Source organism: Desulfovibrio sp. JC022 (assembly GCF_010470665.1).
Taxonomy (GTDB): domain Bacteria; phylum Desulfobacterota; class Desulfovibrionia; order Desulfovibrionales; family Desulfovibrionaceae; genus Maridesulfovibrio.
In genome coordinates this window covers 19,640-35,660 of the sequence record NZ_VOPZ01000002.1, presented here as the reverse complement: position 1 = coordinate 35,660, position 16,021 = coordinate 19,640, and the positions used below count along the sequence as shown (strand labels likewise).

15 protein-coding genes and 1 tRNA gene are annotated in these 16,021 nt (G+C 46.8%); 6 read left to right on the top strand and 10 right to left on the bottom strand.

Annotated features, from left to right (window positions below; genetic code table 11):
- The first annotated feature begins 141 nt into the window (after positions 1-141).
- From FMS18_RS03130 to FMS18_RS03115, 4 genes are all read left to right on the top strand, one after another.
- Positions 142-1,032, top strand: coding sequence for an AraC family transcriptional regulator (locus FMS18_RS03130; protein WP_163292297.1), 891 nt, complete (start codon positions 142-144; stop codon positions 1,030-1,032).
- 71 nt (positions 1,033-1,103) lie between these two features.
- A complete protein-coding gene (locus FMS18_RS03125) occupies positions 1,104-1,784 on the top strand; it encodes a 4Fe-4S binding protein (protein ID WP_163292296.1) in 681 nt (226 codons plus the stop codon).
- A gap of 114 nt (positions 1,785-1,898) precedes the next feature.
- Positions 1,899-2,603: an HAD family hydrolase gene (locus FMS18_RS03120; protein WP_163292295.1), complete on the top strand. Its 705-nt coding sequence runs from the start codon at positions 1,899-1,901 to the stop codon at positions 2,601-2,603.
- 154 nt (positions 2,604-2,757) lie between these two features.
- Positions 2,758-3,141 (top strand): ferredoxin-thioredoxin reductase catalytic domain-containing protein, encoded by a 384-nt coding sequence (locus FMS18_RS03115; RefSeq protein ID WP_163292294.1) that lies wholly within the window; start codon positions 2,758-2,760, stop codon positions 3,139-3,141.
- 85 nt (positions 3,142-3,226) lie between these two features.
- Here FMS18_RS03115 and FMS18_RS03110 read toward each other — a convergent pair whose 3' ends face one another.
- The 4 genes from FMS18_RS03110 to FMS18_RS03095 all read right to left on the bottom strand — a co-directional run bounded on the left by FMS18_RS03110 (position 3,227) and on the right by FMS18_RS03095 (position 8,265).
- A complete protein-coding gene (locus tag FMS18_RS03110; protein ID WP_163292293.1) occupies positions 3,227-4,264 on the bottom strand; it encodes a PAS domain-containing protein in 1,038 nt (345 codons plus the stop codon).
- Between the two features lie 247 nt (positions 4,265-4,511).
- Positions 4,512-5,588: an ABC transporter ATP-binding protein gene (locus FMS18_RS03105; RefSeq protein ID WP_163292292.1), complete on the bottom strand. Its 1,077-nt coding sequence runs from the start codon at positions 5,586-5,588 to the stop codon at positions 4,512-4,514.
- An 8-nt stretch (positions 5,589-5,596) separates the two neighbouring features.
- Positions 5,597-7,258 carry an iron ABC transporter permease gene (locus FMS18_RS03100; RefSeq protein ID WP_163292291.1) on the bottom strand — a complete coding sequence of 554 codons (1,662 nt, stop codon included), beginning with the start codon at positions 7,256-7,258 and terminating at the stop codon, positions 5,597-5,599.
- Positions 7,259-7,263: 5 nt separating this feature from the next.
- Complete coding sequence (locus FMS18_RS03095) at positions 7,264-8,265, bottom strand: extracellular solute-binding protein (RefSeq protein WP_163292290.1); 1,002 nt, start codon at positions 8,263-8,265, stop codon at positions 7,264-7,266.
- 385 nt (positions 8,266-8,650) lie between these two features.
- Between FMS18_RS03095 and FMS18_RS03090 the strand changes: the two genes are divergently transcribed.
- Positions 8,651-10,345 carry an FAD-dependent oxidoreductase gene (locus FMS18_RS03090; RefSeq protein ID WP_163292289.1) on the top strand — a complete coding sequence of 565 codons (1,695 nt, stop codon included), beginning with the start codon at positions 8,651-8,653 and terminating at the stop codon, positions 10,343-10,345.
- A 159-nt stretch (positions 10,346-10,504) separates the two neighbouring features.
- On the opposite strand, the gene FMS18_RS03085 is transcribed toward FMS18_RS03090, so the two are convergent.
- A complete protein-coding gene (locus FMS18_RS03085) occupies positions 10,505-11,677 on the bottom strand; it encodes an iron-containing alcohol dehydrogenase (protein WP_163292288.1) in 1,173 nt (390 codons plus the stop codon).
- Positions 11,678-11,856: 179 nt separating this feature from the next.
- Here FMS18_RS03085 and FMS18_RS03080 point away from each other — a divergent pair, with 179 nt between their 5' ends.
- On the top strand, positions 11,857-12,750 hold the full coding sequence (locus FMS18_RS03080; protein WP_163292287.1) for an AraC family transcriptional regulator: 894 nt from the start codon (positions 11,857-11,859) through the stop codon (positions 12,748-12,750).
- A 22-nt stretch (positions 12,751-12,772) separates the two neighbouring features.
- On the opposite strand, the gene FMS18_RS03075 is transcribed toward FMS18_RS03080, so the two are convergent.
- The 5 genes from FMS18_RS03075 to FMS18_RS03055 all read right to left on the bottom strand — a co-directional run bounded on the left by FMS18_RS03075 (position 12,773) and on the right by FMS18_RS03055 (position 15,877).
- On the bottom strand, positions 12,773-14,122 hold the full coding sequence (locus FMS18_RS03075) for a DEAD/DEAH box helicase (protein WP_163292286.1): 1,350 nt from the start codon (positions 14,120-14,122) through the stop codon (positions 12,773-12,775).
- Positions 14,123-14,363: 241 nt separating this feature from the next.
- Positions 14,364-14,741: a protein-export chaperone SecB gene (locus tag FMS18_RS03070; protein ID WP_163292285.1), complete on the bottom strand. Its 378-nt coding sequence runs from the start codon at positions 14,739-14,741 to the stop codon at positions 14,364-14,366.
- A 12-nt stretch (positions 14,742-14,753) separates the two neighbouring features.
- Complete coding sequence (locus tag FMS18_RS03065; protein ID WP_163292284.1) at positions 14,754-15,365, bottom strand: addiction module antidote protein; 612 nt, start codon at positions 15,363-15,365, stop codon at positions 14,754-14,756.
- Complete coding sequence (locus FMS18_RS03060) at positions 15,358-15,663, bottom strand: type II toxin-antitoxin system RelE/ParE family toxin (protein WP_163292283.1); 306 nt, start codon at positions 15,661-15,663, stop codon at positions 15,358-15,360. The genes FMS18_RS03065 and FMS18_RS03060 overlap by 8 nt, the downstream gene beginning before the upstream one ends.
- 121 nt (positions 15,664-15,784) lie before the next feature.
- Positions 15,785-15,877: transfer RNA gene (locus FMS18_RS03055), tRNA-Ser, on the bottom strand.
- Positions 15,878-16,021 lie beyond the last annotated feature (144 nt).

Here is a 16,021-nt window from a genome sequence, read left to right as displayed (position 1 = left end):
GAATTTTAGCTCTTTTCCGGTTTCAAGTCAGTAATTAATTCTTAAAAATAAGACAGCCTTGAATTATAAATTTGCGAAGCGCTGACTTTTGTGCATTTTTTGCGCTTGATGAAGAGTTGGCGGGGGTGATATCCAGCAGTCATGAAAGAGAACCATACAATCCATAAGGCTGACGAATTGCTCGGCATTGAGTCAAATTTCAAGATCTATCCCTTTACTGACGGGACCGGATGTCCCATCAGTGATGTTCGTGAACCGCATCTGCATGATTTTTATGTAGTGCATTATGTCGCTTCGGGATGCGGTAGCTGTGTCATAGATTTTGATACCTATGATATTATTCCCGGTTCATTGTATTTTGTTTCTCCGGGCCAGCTTCATTTGTGGAATCCCGAAGGCGGAGTTGACGGTTTTGTTATGGTTTTCACTGATGAATTTCTTAAATCTCCGGAAGCTCCGGTACATAATGTTTTTGAATTGGAATTTTTCAACAGCGTACTCAATTCACCCATGTTCATGCTTTCAACTGAGCAGAAGAGGGAATTGTCCGGGATTATGTCTAACCTTTGCCGGGAGTTCAGTGCCCGCAAGCCGGGGTTTGAGACCGTTCTTCGTTCATATTTTCATATTTTGATGGTCAGCTTGCAGCGCATGTTTGCTGATCGTTTGCAACGGCCCGGAGCAAGGTCGGAAAATCGTATTGTGCGTGAATTCAAGAAGCTTGTAGCCAGTGATCATAGTCCGCAACTGCGGGTTCAGGATTATGCTGAAATGATGAACGTCAGCGTCAGCAGGCTTAGTGCGGTAATTAAGGAGATTACCAGCATGACACCGGGGCAGATTGTCCGTAACGAGCTTGTTGTTACCGCTAAGCGCATGCTTGCAAATTCCGATATGAATGTTTCTGAGATTTGTTATAAGTTAAAATTTGAGGACCCATCGTATTTTGGGAGATTTTTCAAACGCGAGACTGGATTTACTCCGTCGGTATTCCGTGAGCATGTAAGAGGAAAGTACCAGCAATTGATATAAATTTGCCTTCGTAACTTCAAAGGGACGGGCTAGTCTGTTTGCAATTGAATTTTGCAAACAGGAGGAATCTTATGACTTTGAAGGATATAGCTGAAGCAGCCGAGAAAATAGGTTGCCTTACCTTCACTACCCTTGATGGCGAAACTATGTACAGTCGTATAATCAGTCTTTGCGGTGGTGATGATGAAGGACTTTATTTTCTGACCATGGACGTGAAACCTTTTTACCGTCAGCTTAAAGGTAACCCGCAGGTTGCCATGTGCGGTATTTATCCCATCAGCCGTAAAGAAGGGAAGAATAAGGACGGCCAGCCCTATTTTTCTCCGGGATACACATTGAGAATCACCGGGGAAGCCCGCGAAGTTTCCATGGATGAACTGCGGGAAAAAGCCGAAGCCGGGAACCCCATTCATCAATATGTGCTGGAAGATCATGAGCGGTATCCCGCTATCAGGCTCTTCTGTGTCCATAAGGGCAAGGGTGAGATTTTTGATTTTGATTTTGAAATGGAGCATCGCGACCACAAAGTTCTGCGTACCCGTTTTGCCTTCGGGGGCGAGGGCTACAATGAAGCCGGGGCGCGTATCGATCCTGATAAATGTATAGCCTGCGGTGAATGTCTTGAAGCCTGCACTTTTAAGGCTATCGTTTCTGGTGAAGTTTACTATGTGGATGGTTCCCGTTGCGATGAGTGCGGAAGCTGTATGCAGGTCTGTCCGGCTGAAGCGATAGGTCTTTCACTGACCATCTAGCCTGATTTTTCATCACATAGCAGTAAGGCACGGTTCAATCTGATCCGTGTCTTTTTTTTGCCGGATTTGACTTGTTGCAGGGCAGTAATTAAATTTTTCCTTAAGGAGAGAACAATGTTTCATGGAAAAGTGAAGGCCGTGGCCTTTGATGCTGATGACACTCTGTGGGTTAATGAGCCTTTTTTTGACCGGGCCAAAGCGGAAATAGCGGATATGATGTCCTGTTATGTCCCGGCGGAAAGATTTACTGAATTTCTGGAGCATACCCAGTCCCGCAATATCAATGTTTTCGGATATGGGGTGAAGAGTTTCGTTATTTCCATGATCGAGGCGGCTAATAAGGTCGCTGACGGTAGGATTAAAGCTTCCGATATTGCGCGTATTATCGAGCTGGGCAGAGATATGTTAAACAGCCCGGTAGAGCATATTGAGGGCGTGGAGAGTGTTTTGCATGCACTGGGCGGAGAGTACAAGTTGCTCATGATTACTAAAGGCGATGTTGCTGAACAGCAGCGTAAGATCAGCCTGTCGGGAATGTCCGTATATTTTGAGCATATTGAAATTCTGGCTGAGAAAGACGAGGCCGCTTATGAGCGGATTCTCCATAAACACAGCATTCGGCATGAGGAATTTCTTATGGTCGGTAATTCCGTAAAATCTGATGTTCTTCCGGTTGTAGGGATCGGTGGCAGTGCTGTGCATATTCCGTTTCATACTACCTGGGCGCATGAGGTTGTCAGTCTGGATGATCTTTGCGGTCGGGAGTATGTGGAGCTCAGCAGGGCGAGTGAATTGTTGCCTTTGCTGTTGAGTCTGTAATTAGAAGTAGATATTGTAGATTTTTGTGCAGCAATTAATCACTTTCATTCTATTGCGATGAATGCTAATAAATCACTGTTTGCGTATTACGGGATGTTGCTGCATTCCACATGCGTAATTTGTTTAATAAATATTAAGAAATAAGGTGATAGCATTGTCTCAGCCTACTGAAAAAAGTGTAAAATTGGTCTCCAATTACGTGGAGAAATATTGCGAGCGTACCGGACTTAACCTGCATCCCATGAAGGATGTTTCGGAAGCTGTGACTACCGGTCTGGCCATGCATCTTGACGATCTTAAACGTCCTCTTTGTCCCTGCCGGTTCTACCCGGACAAGCAGCAGGCGGTTGCTGATCGGGAATGGCTTTGCCCCTGTTCGGATATGAAGGACTATAAATACTGTCATTGCATGCTTTTTGTTAATGAGGAAGGCATGCCTGTGACCGAACATCTGCCTGCGGGCCATGAAGGTCGTGAAACCTACGGCGATATCGCTGACCCGGCTCCGGCAAATATGCATCGCAAATTGCCTAACTAGGCACCTTTTACTTATCTGAAAGATAAACGGACACAGGCCTAATGGCTTGTGTCCGTTTTTTTGCGAAATTTTAAGTTTTGTCTTCTTATTTTCTTTTTTTACGACCCTTTATATACCACTGCTGGTTCCCGTACATTTCATCTGAGCATTCAGGGCAGAGCCCGTGGCTGAATGATGCTTCGGAGTATTTTTCTATGTATGATTCGAGGTTGTTCCAATAGCCTTTGTCATCACGTATCTTCTTGCATTTTGCACAGATGGGCATAAGTCCGCTGAGGGTCTTAACTTTTTCGAGTGCTTCGGAGAGCTCTTCAATGAGTTTTTCTCTTGCCTGTTCGGCTTCTTTGAGGTCGGTTATGTCAATGAAGCTTTCAATATAATATTCTTTACTCGCAATATTTAAGGTCTTAACTGTCTTCAGTATAGTGCGTTTGCCTGAATTCACAGTAAGCAGGATTCTTTCTGATCTATCCACTATCTGTCCCAGATCAGCAATGGGGCACTTTCCTTTTTCTGCCGGGCAGACAAAGTTATGACACTCCTTACCTACTACATCGTCTTTATTGCGGCCCATCATTTCAAGAGCAGGGCCGTTTACATCGACTATCATGTGATCCGTGGCATCTACAACAATTACCCCGCTTAGCGTGGAATTAAAAAGCACGTCCATGTAATGTTTATTTTGCAGAAGTTCGTTTTCGTAGGCTTTGTTGCGGGTGACATCACGTGCAAAAACGGCGACTCGATAGACTTCTCCCTGATTATCAAGAATAGGTACTAGACTGCCGTCTATAATCCGGTCGTCTCTTTTGTCCTGTAGCTGGATCGGCTTTTTGTTTTTAATGGTCTCCTTAAGAACTTTCATTCTTGATTCAGCCAGCTCCGGGGATATGAATTCTGTAAAGGACTTTCCTATCAGGTTTTTAACTGTCGTGTTCAGCCGTTGGGCTGTAATTTTGTTGGCGGTGACGAAAATACCTTGTGGATCAAGGAGGAATATGGCTTCTGTGGTTGCATCCAAAAGAGCACGCTCGGAATCCTGACAGGCTTTTAACTGCTCCCGGTTCTCCAGTTCAGCTACGCGCTGTTCCAGTTCTTCGTATGTGGGCTTTTTTGAATTCACTTAGCACCTTTAGGTATCGAAATATTAAGGTAAACTATACGGTACTGGTGGGGATTCGTCTATTAAAAATATAAATAAATAAGGTTGTGATTGAACTTATTATGAAATTTTTTTGAGCTGCTTTAGAAGCTGTAAGCACCTCACCAAGGATTTTTTCAGTATTGGGATTGCCATTTGTTTTTGTGTTTAATCAGTCAAATGCTGCTTTCCGGTTATGGAAGGCAGCGTTTTTTATGTATTTATCGTCTTATGTCGGGCATTGCTGTCCCACAGCAATACTGCTGTCAGCGGGAAAAAGGACAAGGTCCTCCACCTCTTGGTATATTCCGATGCGTTGCCCTACGGCATGCTGATGGTGGCTGGGTACCAGCGATAGAACCTGCTCTCCATTAGCTAGTTTTAGGGTGTAAATAATGTTCGGCCCTCTAAATGTTTTGGACATTATTTCCGCTTGGTAGGGGCTGGCGTCATCGTGGATTACGTCTTCCGGGCGAATAAGCAGTTTTGCTTGAGTTCCGTGTTCAAAATTTAGAGTTGTGTCCGGTTTCAGAGTTCCTAAAGCACAATGTATGCTTCTCTTTTCGACGATGGTTGCGTTGATGAATACCCCTTCTCCTACAAAACCAGCCACTATGGGGTTAATCGGATGATGATATATGGAATGTGGAGAATCCCATTGTTCCATGGTTCCGCAGGATAGAACTCCAACCTTATCAGCCATGGCAAAAGCTTCGTTCTGGTTATGGGTAACCATTAGAGCTGTGATGGAACGCGCTTTTAAAATTTCCCTGATTTCGGTGGACAGGGTCTCACGCAGGGCTACATCAAGATTAGAGAAAGGTTCGTCCATAAGCAGCAGTTTCGGTTCCGGTGCAAGTGCCCGTGCAAGGGCTACCCTCTGTTGCTGTCCTCCTGAAAGCTCGTGAGGATACTTGGCTCCTGTTCCGTCCAGCTCCACTGTTTTCAGTAGTTCTGAAATTCGTCCGGTTTTTTCGTTTGAGGGCAGATCTTCTATACCGAACCCGATATTTTCACTGACCGTAAGATGAGGAAATAGAGCGTAGTCCTGAAAGACCATGCCGATATTTCGTTTTTCCGGGGGGGCAGTCTTATTCCCGGCAACAAGTTGTCCTGCGATAGTGATAGAGCCTGCGGCAATATCTTCAAAGCCTGCTATGCATCTCAGCAATGTGGTTTTTCCACATCCGCTGGGACCGAGCAAACAGCCGATCTCTCCCTCTTTAAGGGAGAAAGTTACGTTCTTAACCGCGTGGAATTGGTCATAAAATTTGTCAATATTTCTTACATCAAGCAGAGCAGTCATGGTGACTCCTATTTATCCATCTGTCTGGTGAGCAGTATTACCGGAAATAATCCTACAAGGATGAGAAGCACAGCCGGAACAGCCGCAAGCTCCCATTCCCCTTCGGAAGTGTATTCGAAAATTTTTACCGCCAGAGTGTCCCAGCCGAAGGGGCGCATCATCAGGGTGATGGGCATCTCTTTCATCACATCGACCAGCACGAGGATCGCTCCGGTGAGCAGTCCTTTCCTGAGCATGGGGATGTAAATCCGGCGCAGCATGCTTATCCCGGTTGCCCCGAGGGTACGGGCCGCTTCCCCGATTGAGGGCGTTATGCGTTGGATGGCACTGTCTACTGCACCGAATCCGGCAGCTAGAAACCGTACCCCGTATGCCGCAATCATCAGGCCCAGAGATCCTTGAATCATGTTGCTGGTGTCGATGCCTGCGGGTTTGAAAAATGTGGCTATGGTGCTGTCCAGCCATGCCGCAGGGATAAAGATGCCCACCGCAAGCACTGTTCCGGGCAAGGCATAGCCGAGGGTGGCAATGCGGCTCGACCAGTTCATAAGCGGGCCGGGATCATTTCTTTTGGCAAAGGCAAGGGCCAGCGCAGCCATTGTTGTGACTGCTGCTCCGGTAATCCCCAGCAGCAAGGTGTTCATTCCATACTCAATATATCTCGTCAGATCAGTTTCAATGGCTTCAAATCCCCATTGCATGAGTTTGATGCAGGGCAGGGCAAAGGCCAGAAAGAACATGGTTGAACAGCTTGCAAAAGCCAGCCATTTCCATGGACCGGATAATCTTAGTCGTTCAGTCTTATTGCTGCGTCCGGCTTCTGTGTAGCGCATTCTTGAGCGCATTTTTTGTTCAGCTACCAGCGCAGTGAGGACGATGATCGCAAGTATTGAGGAAAGCTGGGCCGCGCTTTCAAGGGAAAACATCCCAAACCATGCTTTGTAGATGGCGTTGGTGAAAGTGTCGTAATTGAAGATGGAAACCGCCCCGAAATCCGCGAGGCTCTCCATACAGACCAAGACCAACCCGGCGGCAATAAACGGGCGGGCCATGGGCAGGGCTATTTTGAAAAATGCTTTTGCCGGAGAATGGCCCAGAGTCCGGGCCGCTTCAATGGCAGTGCGTCCCTGAGTCATGAACGCGCTGCGGCTCATGAGGTAGACGTATGGGTAGAATGCAAGGGACAGGATCAGCGAAACCCCGCCGAAGTTGCGGATGTCAATGAATCCCATGGATGGAAAAACAGATCTGATGAATGATTGCACCGGTCCCATGAAGTCGAAAATCCCAAGATAAACAAAGGCAAAAACATACGGCGGGATGGCAAAGGGAAGCACAAGTGCCCATGAGAAAAACTTACGTCCGGGAAATTCACAGGCTCCGGTCAGCCAGCCAAGCCCTACCCCGCTGATGGCGGTCAGGGGAATGATGCATGTCAACAACAGGGCTGTGTTTACAGCTAAAGTTCCCAGCACGTTTTCAGCCAGATGGGACCAGATTTCCTGATCGGGTGAAAGCAGAAAGCTGAGAATGACCAGCAACGGAGCTGCGGCCACAAGCGCAAGTGCTCCGGCAAGGGCAAACCATGCCGGAGACTTGATGCGAATATTCGTCCGCCGGGGGGCTGGAGGTATTCCCCCGGCGGGATTGTGAGTAATTTCTTGAGCCATTTTTTTTATTTGTATCCGGCGCGATCCATGAGTTTGATTGCTTCAGCCTGATATTCACCGTATTTGGAGACGTTCATGGGATTACCTTTGAATTCTCCCCACGCGGCAACAACCGGATCGGGCTTAACTTCGGGGTTAACGGGATATTCCATATTCAGGGAAGCGAACTTGCCCTGTGCTTTTTCAGAGGAAAGCCATTCAAGAAGTTTAAGGGCTTCTTCTTTATGCTTGGCATGGGCGGTAACGCCTGCACCGGAAACGTTCATATGCACGCCGCTGGTTTTCTGGTTGGGCCAGAAGATTGTGAGGGGCAGGTCGGGGTTCTTTTTGAGCAACCGACCGAAGTAATAGGTGTTGACCACTGCCACATCGCCCACGCCGGCCACAACAGCTTCAAGGGTTTTGGTGTCGCTGGAGAAAGGCGCAACAGGCATGTTGTTTACCCATGACTTAACGATTCCTTCGGTTTCAGCTTCACCTTTTTCAGCAATGAAGGACGCCACGAGGGACTGATTGTATACCTTTTTGGAAGTTCTGAGCAAGAGGCGGCCTTTCCACTTGGCATCACTGAGGGCTTCGTAGGTGCTGAGTTCTTCTGGAGTTACCTTGTTTTTGTTGTAAACGATTGTACGTGCACGCACGGAAAGTCCGGCCCAGCGGTTTTCAGGATCACGCAGGTGGGCGGGTATGTTCTTTTCAAGGATTGCGGATTTTACCGGGGCCAGCACGCCTTCGCTGGCTGCATGCCAGAGATTGCCTGCATCAACAGTGATAAAGAGGTCCGCCGGGGTGTTTGCGCCTTCTGCCTTGATGCGTTCGAGCAGGGCACCGGCTTTTCCGGTAATGTATTTGACCTTAACTCCGGTTTCAGCTGTGTAAGCCTCAAAAAGAGGTTTGATGAGATGCTCTTTGCGTGCTGAGTAGACTACTACTTCAGAAGCAAATGCTGCTGCGGACCATGCCGTGACCATAATTGCTGTGATAGCAAAGGTAATCAGTTTTTTCATTATTTCTCTCCCTAAATGGTTTTGTTGTGACTTTGAAATTGAATTTCAATAACAGATAATGACGGTATGGAATTATGTCAAGTGAGGCGAGTAAGTGGTTGCTTTTTGCAAAATATGTTTATCTTCAGGTCGTTACGGATGGTTTTGCGGGCTGGTTTAATCCAGATTTTACAAAATTATACTAAAAAAGTATGTTTTTTGTGTTCTGAGTTGAGCAAGTTGCTGAAATTTTGCGGAATATATTTTTAAAAAAGGGTTAGGTCATGTGCCACTTTGTTTTAAAATAAACGGTTTCTGTTGATCTGGATCAATGCGTTATGTTTGAGGAAGGGTAGGTTCTGTTCAAGCCAATCCATGATTCAATTAATGCGAAAAGGAGAAACATATGAGTGCCAGAAAAATAGTCGTAATCGGCGGTTCAGCTGCCGGACCGAAAGCCGCGGCCCGTTCCAAACGTCTTGATGCCGGGGCACAGGTTACCCTGCTTCAGAAAGCACCGGAACTTTCCATGGCTTCCTGCGGTTATCCGTACTACATCGGCGGTAATTTTAATGAGCGTAACGCTCTGCTTGCCACGCCCACCGGGGTGGTGCGCGATGAAGGCTTTTTTGCCGCTGCCAAAGGTGTGAACGCCAAGGTCAACACTGAGGTCACAGCCATTGATCGTCAGAATAAATGCGTTTCCTGCACTGATGTTCTGAGCGGTGAGCAGTCCACCGTTGATTACGACAAACTGGTCATCTGCACCGGAGCCACCCCGCGTCGTCCGCCTATTCCGGGTATTGAACTTGAAGGTGTGCGTTCCCTTTCAGAGATGCGCGATGCGGATAAGCTGCGTGAGCTGGTTGATTCCGGCGAAGTTAAAGACGCGGTTATTGTCGGCGGTGGGCTGATTGGAATCGAGGTTTGCGAGGCTCTTTCCGAGTCCGGTATGAATGTGAATGTTGTGGAAATGCTTTCCCAGCTGCTCATGTTTCTTGACTGGGAGATTGCCAAGCTGGTGGAAAAGCATGTGGCTTCTAAAGGTGTAACTGTACACACTGATAACGGTGTGGCTGAATTTGTCGGTGAAAACGGAAAGCTTACCGGGGTTAAACTCAACGATGGTTCCGTGGTACCCTGCGAGCTGGCCGTGGTAGCCATCGGCGTGGTGCCTAATGCCAAACTGGCGGCTGATGCCGGAATTGAACTGGGTGATTTCGGCGGTATTGCGGTTGATGAGTTCATGCGCAGTTCCGACCCGGATATCTATGCTGCGGGTGACTGCGTTGAAATCAACCACCGCATCACCGGAAAGAAAACTTTTGCTCCCTACGGAGACCTTGCCAACCTTGAGGCCCGCGTGGTTGCGGATAACATTGCCCGCGGGGATAAACATAAATTTCCCGGCACGGTTAACAGCGGCATTTGCAAGGTCTTCGATCTCAGTGCCGGAGCTACCGGACTTTCAGAACAGCGTGCCAAAGCTGAAGGGTACGAGGTTATCACCGCCACCAATGCCAGCCCGGATAAACCCGGTTTCATGGGCGCCAAGCTTCTGGTTTCCAAGATGATTGCCGATGCGAATACCGGACGTGTACTTGGTTTTCAGTGCGTAGGTCCCGGTGAGGTTAACCGCCAGCTGGCCGAAGCAGCCATGGCTGTCATGAACGGCAACACAATTTATGAAATCGGCATGGCTGATCTGCCGTATGCGCCGCCGTTTTCTCTGGCAATTGACCATTTTATCACCACATCACACATCCTTGATAACAAGATGGCCGGACAGATGACCGGGATTAGCAATGCCGAAGTGAAGCAGAAGCTGGATGCCGGTGAAAAACCGTTCATTCTGGATGTGCGTGCACCTAATGAGTTCGAGGAAATGTGTCTTAACGTGGGTGAAAATCTCATCCCGCTCGGCAAGCTGCGCAGTGAACTTGATAAGCTGCCGCAGGACAAGGATGCCGAAATCATCACCTTCTGCAAGATTTCCATGCGCGGTTATGAGGCTCAGCGGGTACTTGAAGCAAACGGCTGGACCAACGTCAAAGTCATGGAAGGCGGTATTATGGCTTGGCCTTTTAAGGTTGAGATGTAATTTTACAAGTTGATCTGAATTGAAAAGGGCATCCTGCTGTGAAAGCGGGATGCCCTTTTTAAGTACGTTTCGGCGAAGCCGTAATAAAAGGTTTTGAAGAGTCCAGAGAAACTTTTGCAAAAGTTTCTCTGGTCCCCGAAGGGCCGCCGGAGGCAACTCTTAAAGTGCTGTTTCCAGCATTTTGCGTGACACTTCAAGAGTAACATCCCCGCGTTCGGAGAGCTGGGTCATGCCGTGCTTTTCCAGTCCGGCCACTACGCGGTCAACTATGTCTGCGCCGATTTCGTAGTCAGAAAGGCGGGTTGCCATTTCGAGGCTGTTGAAGAATTCTTCAGTCTTGGCAATGGCCTGATCAATGCGTGCGTCATCATCGCCTTCACGGATATCCCAGACCCGTTCGGCGTACTGGATGAGTTTTTCACGTTTCTGCTCACGGCGTACTTTCCAGTTGGCAAGCTGCATTACTGCGAGGGTTTTGCCGTGATCCAGCCCGGTAAGGGCGGTCAGCTCGTGGCCGATCATGTGGGTGGTCCAGTCCTGCGGCACACCTGCACCGATGAGGCCGTTGAGGGCCATGGTGGAACACCAGACAAGGTTGGCGCGGGCATCGTAGTTTTCCGGCTCATTGACGGTTGTTTCGCCGATTTCGATCAGGGTCTGCAAAATACCTTCTGCGGTGCGGTCCTGAAAACGTCCTTCTGCCGGGAAGGTAAGGTATTGTTCGATGGTATGGATGAAAGTATCAACAACACCGTTCGCCACCTGAGTTTTAGGCAGTGTGAAAGTAATTTTCGGATCGAGAATGGAAAATTTGGGGAATGTGTGGGTGGAGAAGACCGGAAGTTTGTCTTCGCCGTCACTGATCACCGCGCCGTTGTTCATTTCAGATCCGGTAGCCGGAAGGGTCAGCACGGTTCCGAAGGGAACAGCAGAATCAACAGGTACCGGAGTGAAGCCGAAGCGCATCAGCTCACCTTCGCGGCCTTCGTACTCTTTTGCCGGAGCTGCCAGCGCGATGAACTTGGTGCCGTCAATAACAGAGCCGCCGCCCACTGCGAGGATGAAATCAATCTGCTCATCGCGGACGATTTTGATTGCATCCATGAGAACTTCAAAACGCGGGTTGGCAGGAATTCCGCCGAATTCGATTACACTGCGGTTGCTTTTGGCAAGCTCTGCATGAACTCGGTCGAGCAGACCGGTTTTCTTGGCACTGCCTCCGCCGAAGGTGATCAGGACTTTTGCATTTTTAGGGACAAGATTGTCTAATTCCTGAAGCTGGCCTTCGCCGAAAACAATATTGGTCGGATTGTAAAAGGAAAAATTAAGCATGTTAACTCCTGTTTTTTGTGATGTTTGAGCTATTATATGCCTTGGCGGCGAAATTTAATGAATACCTATTTTTGCAAACAGTTTGCCTTATTTTGCAAAGGCAGCATGTTTTAGTAGAATCATTTTGCAACAGTGATAAGCAGGATAGCACAGAATGTCACTGCTTAAGGAGAATAAAGATGAGTTTTCAGGATAGGAATCCGCTGGACAGATTAAAAGAAGCCCTTGATGACGGGGCGGTAAGCGAAGGGGTGAATGAAACTTTTCTGGAAGAGGTGACTCTTTTCCGGGTTTCAGAGCATAAACCTAAGGTCCCGCTGATTTATGAGCAGTGCTTTTGCATTGCCGTGCAGGGCCATAAGCATTGTCATCTGACGGATTCCACCTTCACTTACGGGGAGGATGAATTTCTGGTGGTCCCGGCCATTGTTCCCCTTGATATTGAAGTGGTGCCTGAAGGCGATAATCCGTTACTCAGTGTGACTGTATCACTCGATTTTGAGATGATTCAGGAACTTGTGGAATCTATAAATCAATATGATAAGCAAGCTCTCGGCAAAGTTTCCGCATCCTCCGGTATTTACTTTGAGCCCATGACTGATGATATCATCGAACCGACAATCCGTTTGCTTAACGCCTTGAAATCCCGCAAGGAAGCTAATATTTTCGGCAGACAGATACTTCGCGAAATTTACTACCATATTCTCATGGGTAAGAATGGACACCTGCTGGCTTCCGCCGCTTTCGGGGAATCAGATTACGCCTTGATCGCCAAGTCCCTGCGCTTTATTCACGATAGTTACGACAGTGGAATTGATATTGATAAGCTTGCGGCGGATGCAAATATGTCCGTGCGTTCATTTTATAATCATTTCAAGGCCGTAACCGCGTTGACTCCGGTGCAGTATTTAAAGCGCATCCGCTTGGAAAAAGCCCGCCAATTCATGGTTGTCCAAGGAGAGCAGGCCAGTTCTGCCGCCCATCTGGTGGGCTACGAAAGTCCTTCGCAGTTCAGCCGCGAATTCAAACGCCATTTCGGGTTCACGCCGCGGGAGGCTGTGCGGAATAGTTAGGGGATGTGTGGGGTAGGGAGGATTAAGCTATCTCTTCATAAATCTTCTGCCTAAGTCCCGCACTATGCTTCAAAACTCCGACTTCTAAGTCTACGAAGTCATATAACCGGGGACGCTTGCCGTCTGCGGGGCGCAGGATTCTGCCGATGATCTGGACCAATCGTCCTTTGGATTTGATGGGGGAGCAGAGGAAAAGAGTAGAAAGTCCTGAACAGTCGAATCCTTCACCGATAAGCGATGCAGTACTAGCCAGCACTTTAATTTTTCCAGCGTTCAGGTCTGCGATGATTTCCTCGCGTTCGCCTGTGGGAGTCTTTCCGGTCAATACTGCCACTTCTACGCCTTGATCGAACAAAAGATCAGAGAGCGCATCAAGATGGGCTGTGCGGTCGGCTACCATAAGCATGGTTCCGGGATTTTGCTTAAGTTCTTTTTTTACACAGGAAGCAATAATCTTGTTTCGCGGATAATTCTCAGCAATGGCGGTCATCATGAGCGGGTATTCTTCGGAGGCATTACCGGCAAATCTGAACGCAGTTTCCACGGTGAAAATTTCCGGTTTGAGGATGGCCCCGGTATTGCGCAGCAGATCGGGGTTTACCCGGTGAACTACCGGGCCAAGGGTCATGTTGATCATTTTGTCCAGTCCGTCCGCACGGTAAGGCGTGGCAGAGAGTCCGGTCAGGTATTTTGCGTCGAAATTTTTGACTACTTTCTGAAATGTGCTGGCCGGGGTGCGATGGCATTCATCCACTATGATGTGACCAAATGTTTTTTTCAGGTCATCCAAACGGTTTCGGGCAGTCTGGATGGTCGCTACGGTGATATCTTTCAGCTTGAATTTTCCGCCGCCAACCTGTCCGGCTTCAATTCCCAGAAACTGGTTTATGCGGTCGATCCATTGCAAGAGCAGTTCTTTGGTATGCACGATGATCAGGCAGGGTTGTTTGCGCTGGGCGATCAGGGCCAGAGCCATGACTGTTTTACCTGCTCCGGTGCCCGCTTCGAGCAGTCCCTGCGTTTGGTTGGCAAAGGAATTCAGGGCCTCCTGCTGATAGGGACGCAACTCACCATTGAAAGAAAAATCCACGGGATCAAGTTCCCGCCGTTTATCTTTGTACTCAGGTTCCACATCGGCAGCCTTGGCTATCTGGTGCAGTTCGATGCCGAATCCGCGCGGGCAATGCAACCGCTTTTTACGGTCCCCGGACCACATCTTGATAAATTTTGGGATGCGTTTCCCGACCCGGCCCCGGTATTTAATGGCGTTGAGATAGTCCGGGTTCATCAAGGTCAGGGCTTCCTTGATTTCATCTATGAGTTCTTCGGGGGCATCGGTAATGGTCAGGTCTTTTGAAATTTCGATCAGCATTGGCTCTCCTGTTGTGGACGGTTTATCCCAAGGTGGAGAGTAAGTCGACTAAATAAACCTTTACAGGGCGGCGAGGATTGCGAATGGTTTTTTTATCTTTATTTACAGTGATTTGTTGACTTTATTGTTGCCTGTGATATTGTCAGCTACTTATTAGAAAGAGTAAAGGGTTCAGGAAAATTTTCCTGAACCCTTTTTTTTATCCGGCGGAGAGGTGGTGTAGTTTAACTGTTTATTAACTTTATTTGTTTGCATCTGCAAAATTAACAAACGGCATGTCAATGCGTTCAATTTTTGATCTTCTGGCTGTGTCCTGAATATGCTCTCTTATATAAGGAAATATGGTTGCAGGGAGATCAACTGATGTTATTCTTTTATATTCAGGATGTTCCGGAGTTATGTCTTCAAGATCAAATGTTCCACCATAGCTGATTTGCAAAAGAATTGGACTTTCTTCAGTGTTGTCGCTTGTGACGTCCATTATAACAGTGCATGTTTTTTGCTCTTCATTATATTGAGTTGAAAAGCTTATATCTGTTTTTAAGGCTGTTTTTATGTCTTTATTTATCGGTTTAACACTAAAACAAAAATGTAAGCAACGTATATCTAATATTTTCATAGTGTTCTCATCTTAGTGTTGTGTGTTTAAACAATGTTTATTGTATTCAGAATCGAAGTTGTACAATGTGTCAACTTTTTTCGCATATACGTTTAAGTTTATACCTTGAGTGTGTTTTTTTGGGTCTATTTTTTCTTTAGCGTATATGTATATTGGTTCATTTTCTATAGTTTCTGATTGTTGTGTTGTGATTGAATTCTTTGCTGAAATAAAAAGATCCAGACATTGAAAATCAAAATGTTCTTTTTTTGTCTCTATGCGTGACCAATGCATAATTTCTGATTGATTGTGTTCTATATTAGTTTGTTCTTCTAAGTCAGTGTGTAGATCTTTAGATACAGGTGCTAAGGCATGCAGAGATATTCCTAGAGCATTAACGATTTTAAAAATTGTGCTAAATCTAGGTTGTTTGCCAGGAGCCAGAGCCTTATACAGACTTGTTCTGCTTAGATTAGTTTTTTTAGCAATTTCAGAAATGCTTCTTGCTTTAGCAATATCTGCAAGTACTGAAATAAAGAGGTCGGGGTCGCCACTTTCTATTGCTTCATTAAGGTATTCTGCAATAACCTCTTCATTATCTAAGAAGTCAGCCGCATCAAATTCTTCTATCATAATGTTACTCATGATTACCTCTTATTTCTTTTGCCATCTGTATTGCTTTATTAATATCTTCTTGCTGTGTTGATTTGTCTCCACCGGAAAGGAGTAAGTATACCTTTTCTTTATGTTGCATGTAGTATACGCGGTATCCCGGTCCGTAGTCTATGCGCATTTCTGAAACGCCTTCGCCTACTGGGGCTGAGTCTCCAAAATTGCCATTTTGGGCTCTTTTAATACGCATCATAATTCTCGCTTTAGCCCTGTTGTCTCGCAATTTTTTGAGCCATTTTTTGAATTTATGCGTTTGTTTGAGTAGGTTCATTTTTTATGTATCCATTAGGCGACATTAAGTCAATTGATAGCGATAAGTATAACTATTAAGCGATGTTGGCTTTTATCAAAAAAAGGGTTCAGGAAAATTTTCCTGAACCCTTTATTTTCACTGGCGGAAAGGGTGGGATTCGAACCCACGTATGGTTTGACCCATAACCCGATTTCGAGTCGGGCGCGTTACGGCCGGACTTCGCTACCTTTCCGCGTTTTTTAAAGCAAGACCGATTCCGGCGATTCTGTCTTGGAAGGCAAATTTAATATACTTTCTTGTGCTGATTAGCAAGCTTAAATGGGTGTGAAATTTTAAAGAAATTTAAAATATATATTAAATATTGGATAGATGCGGA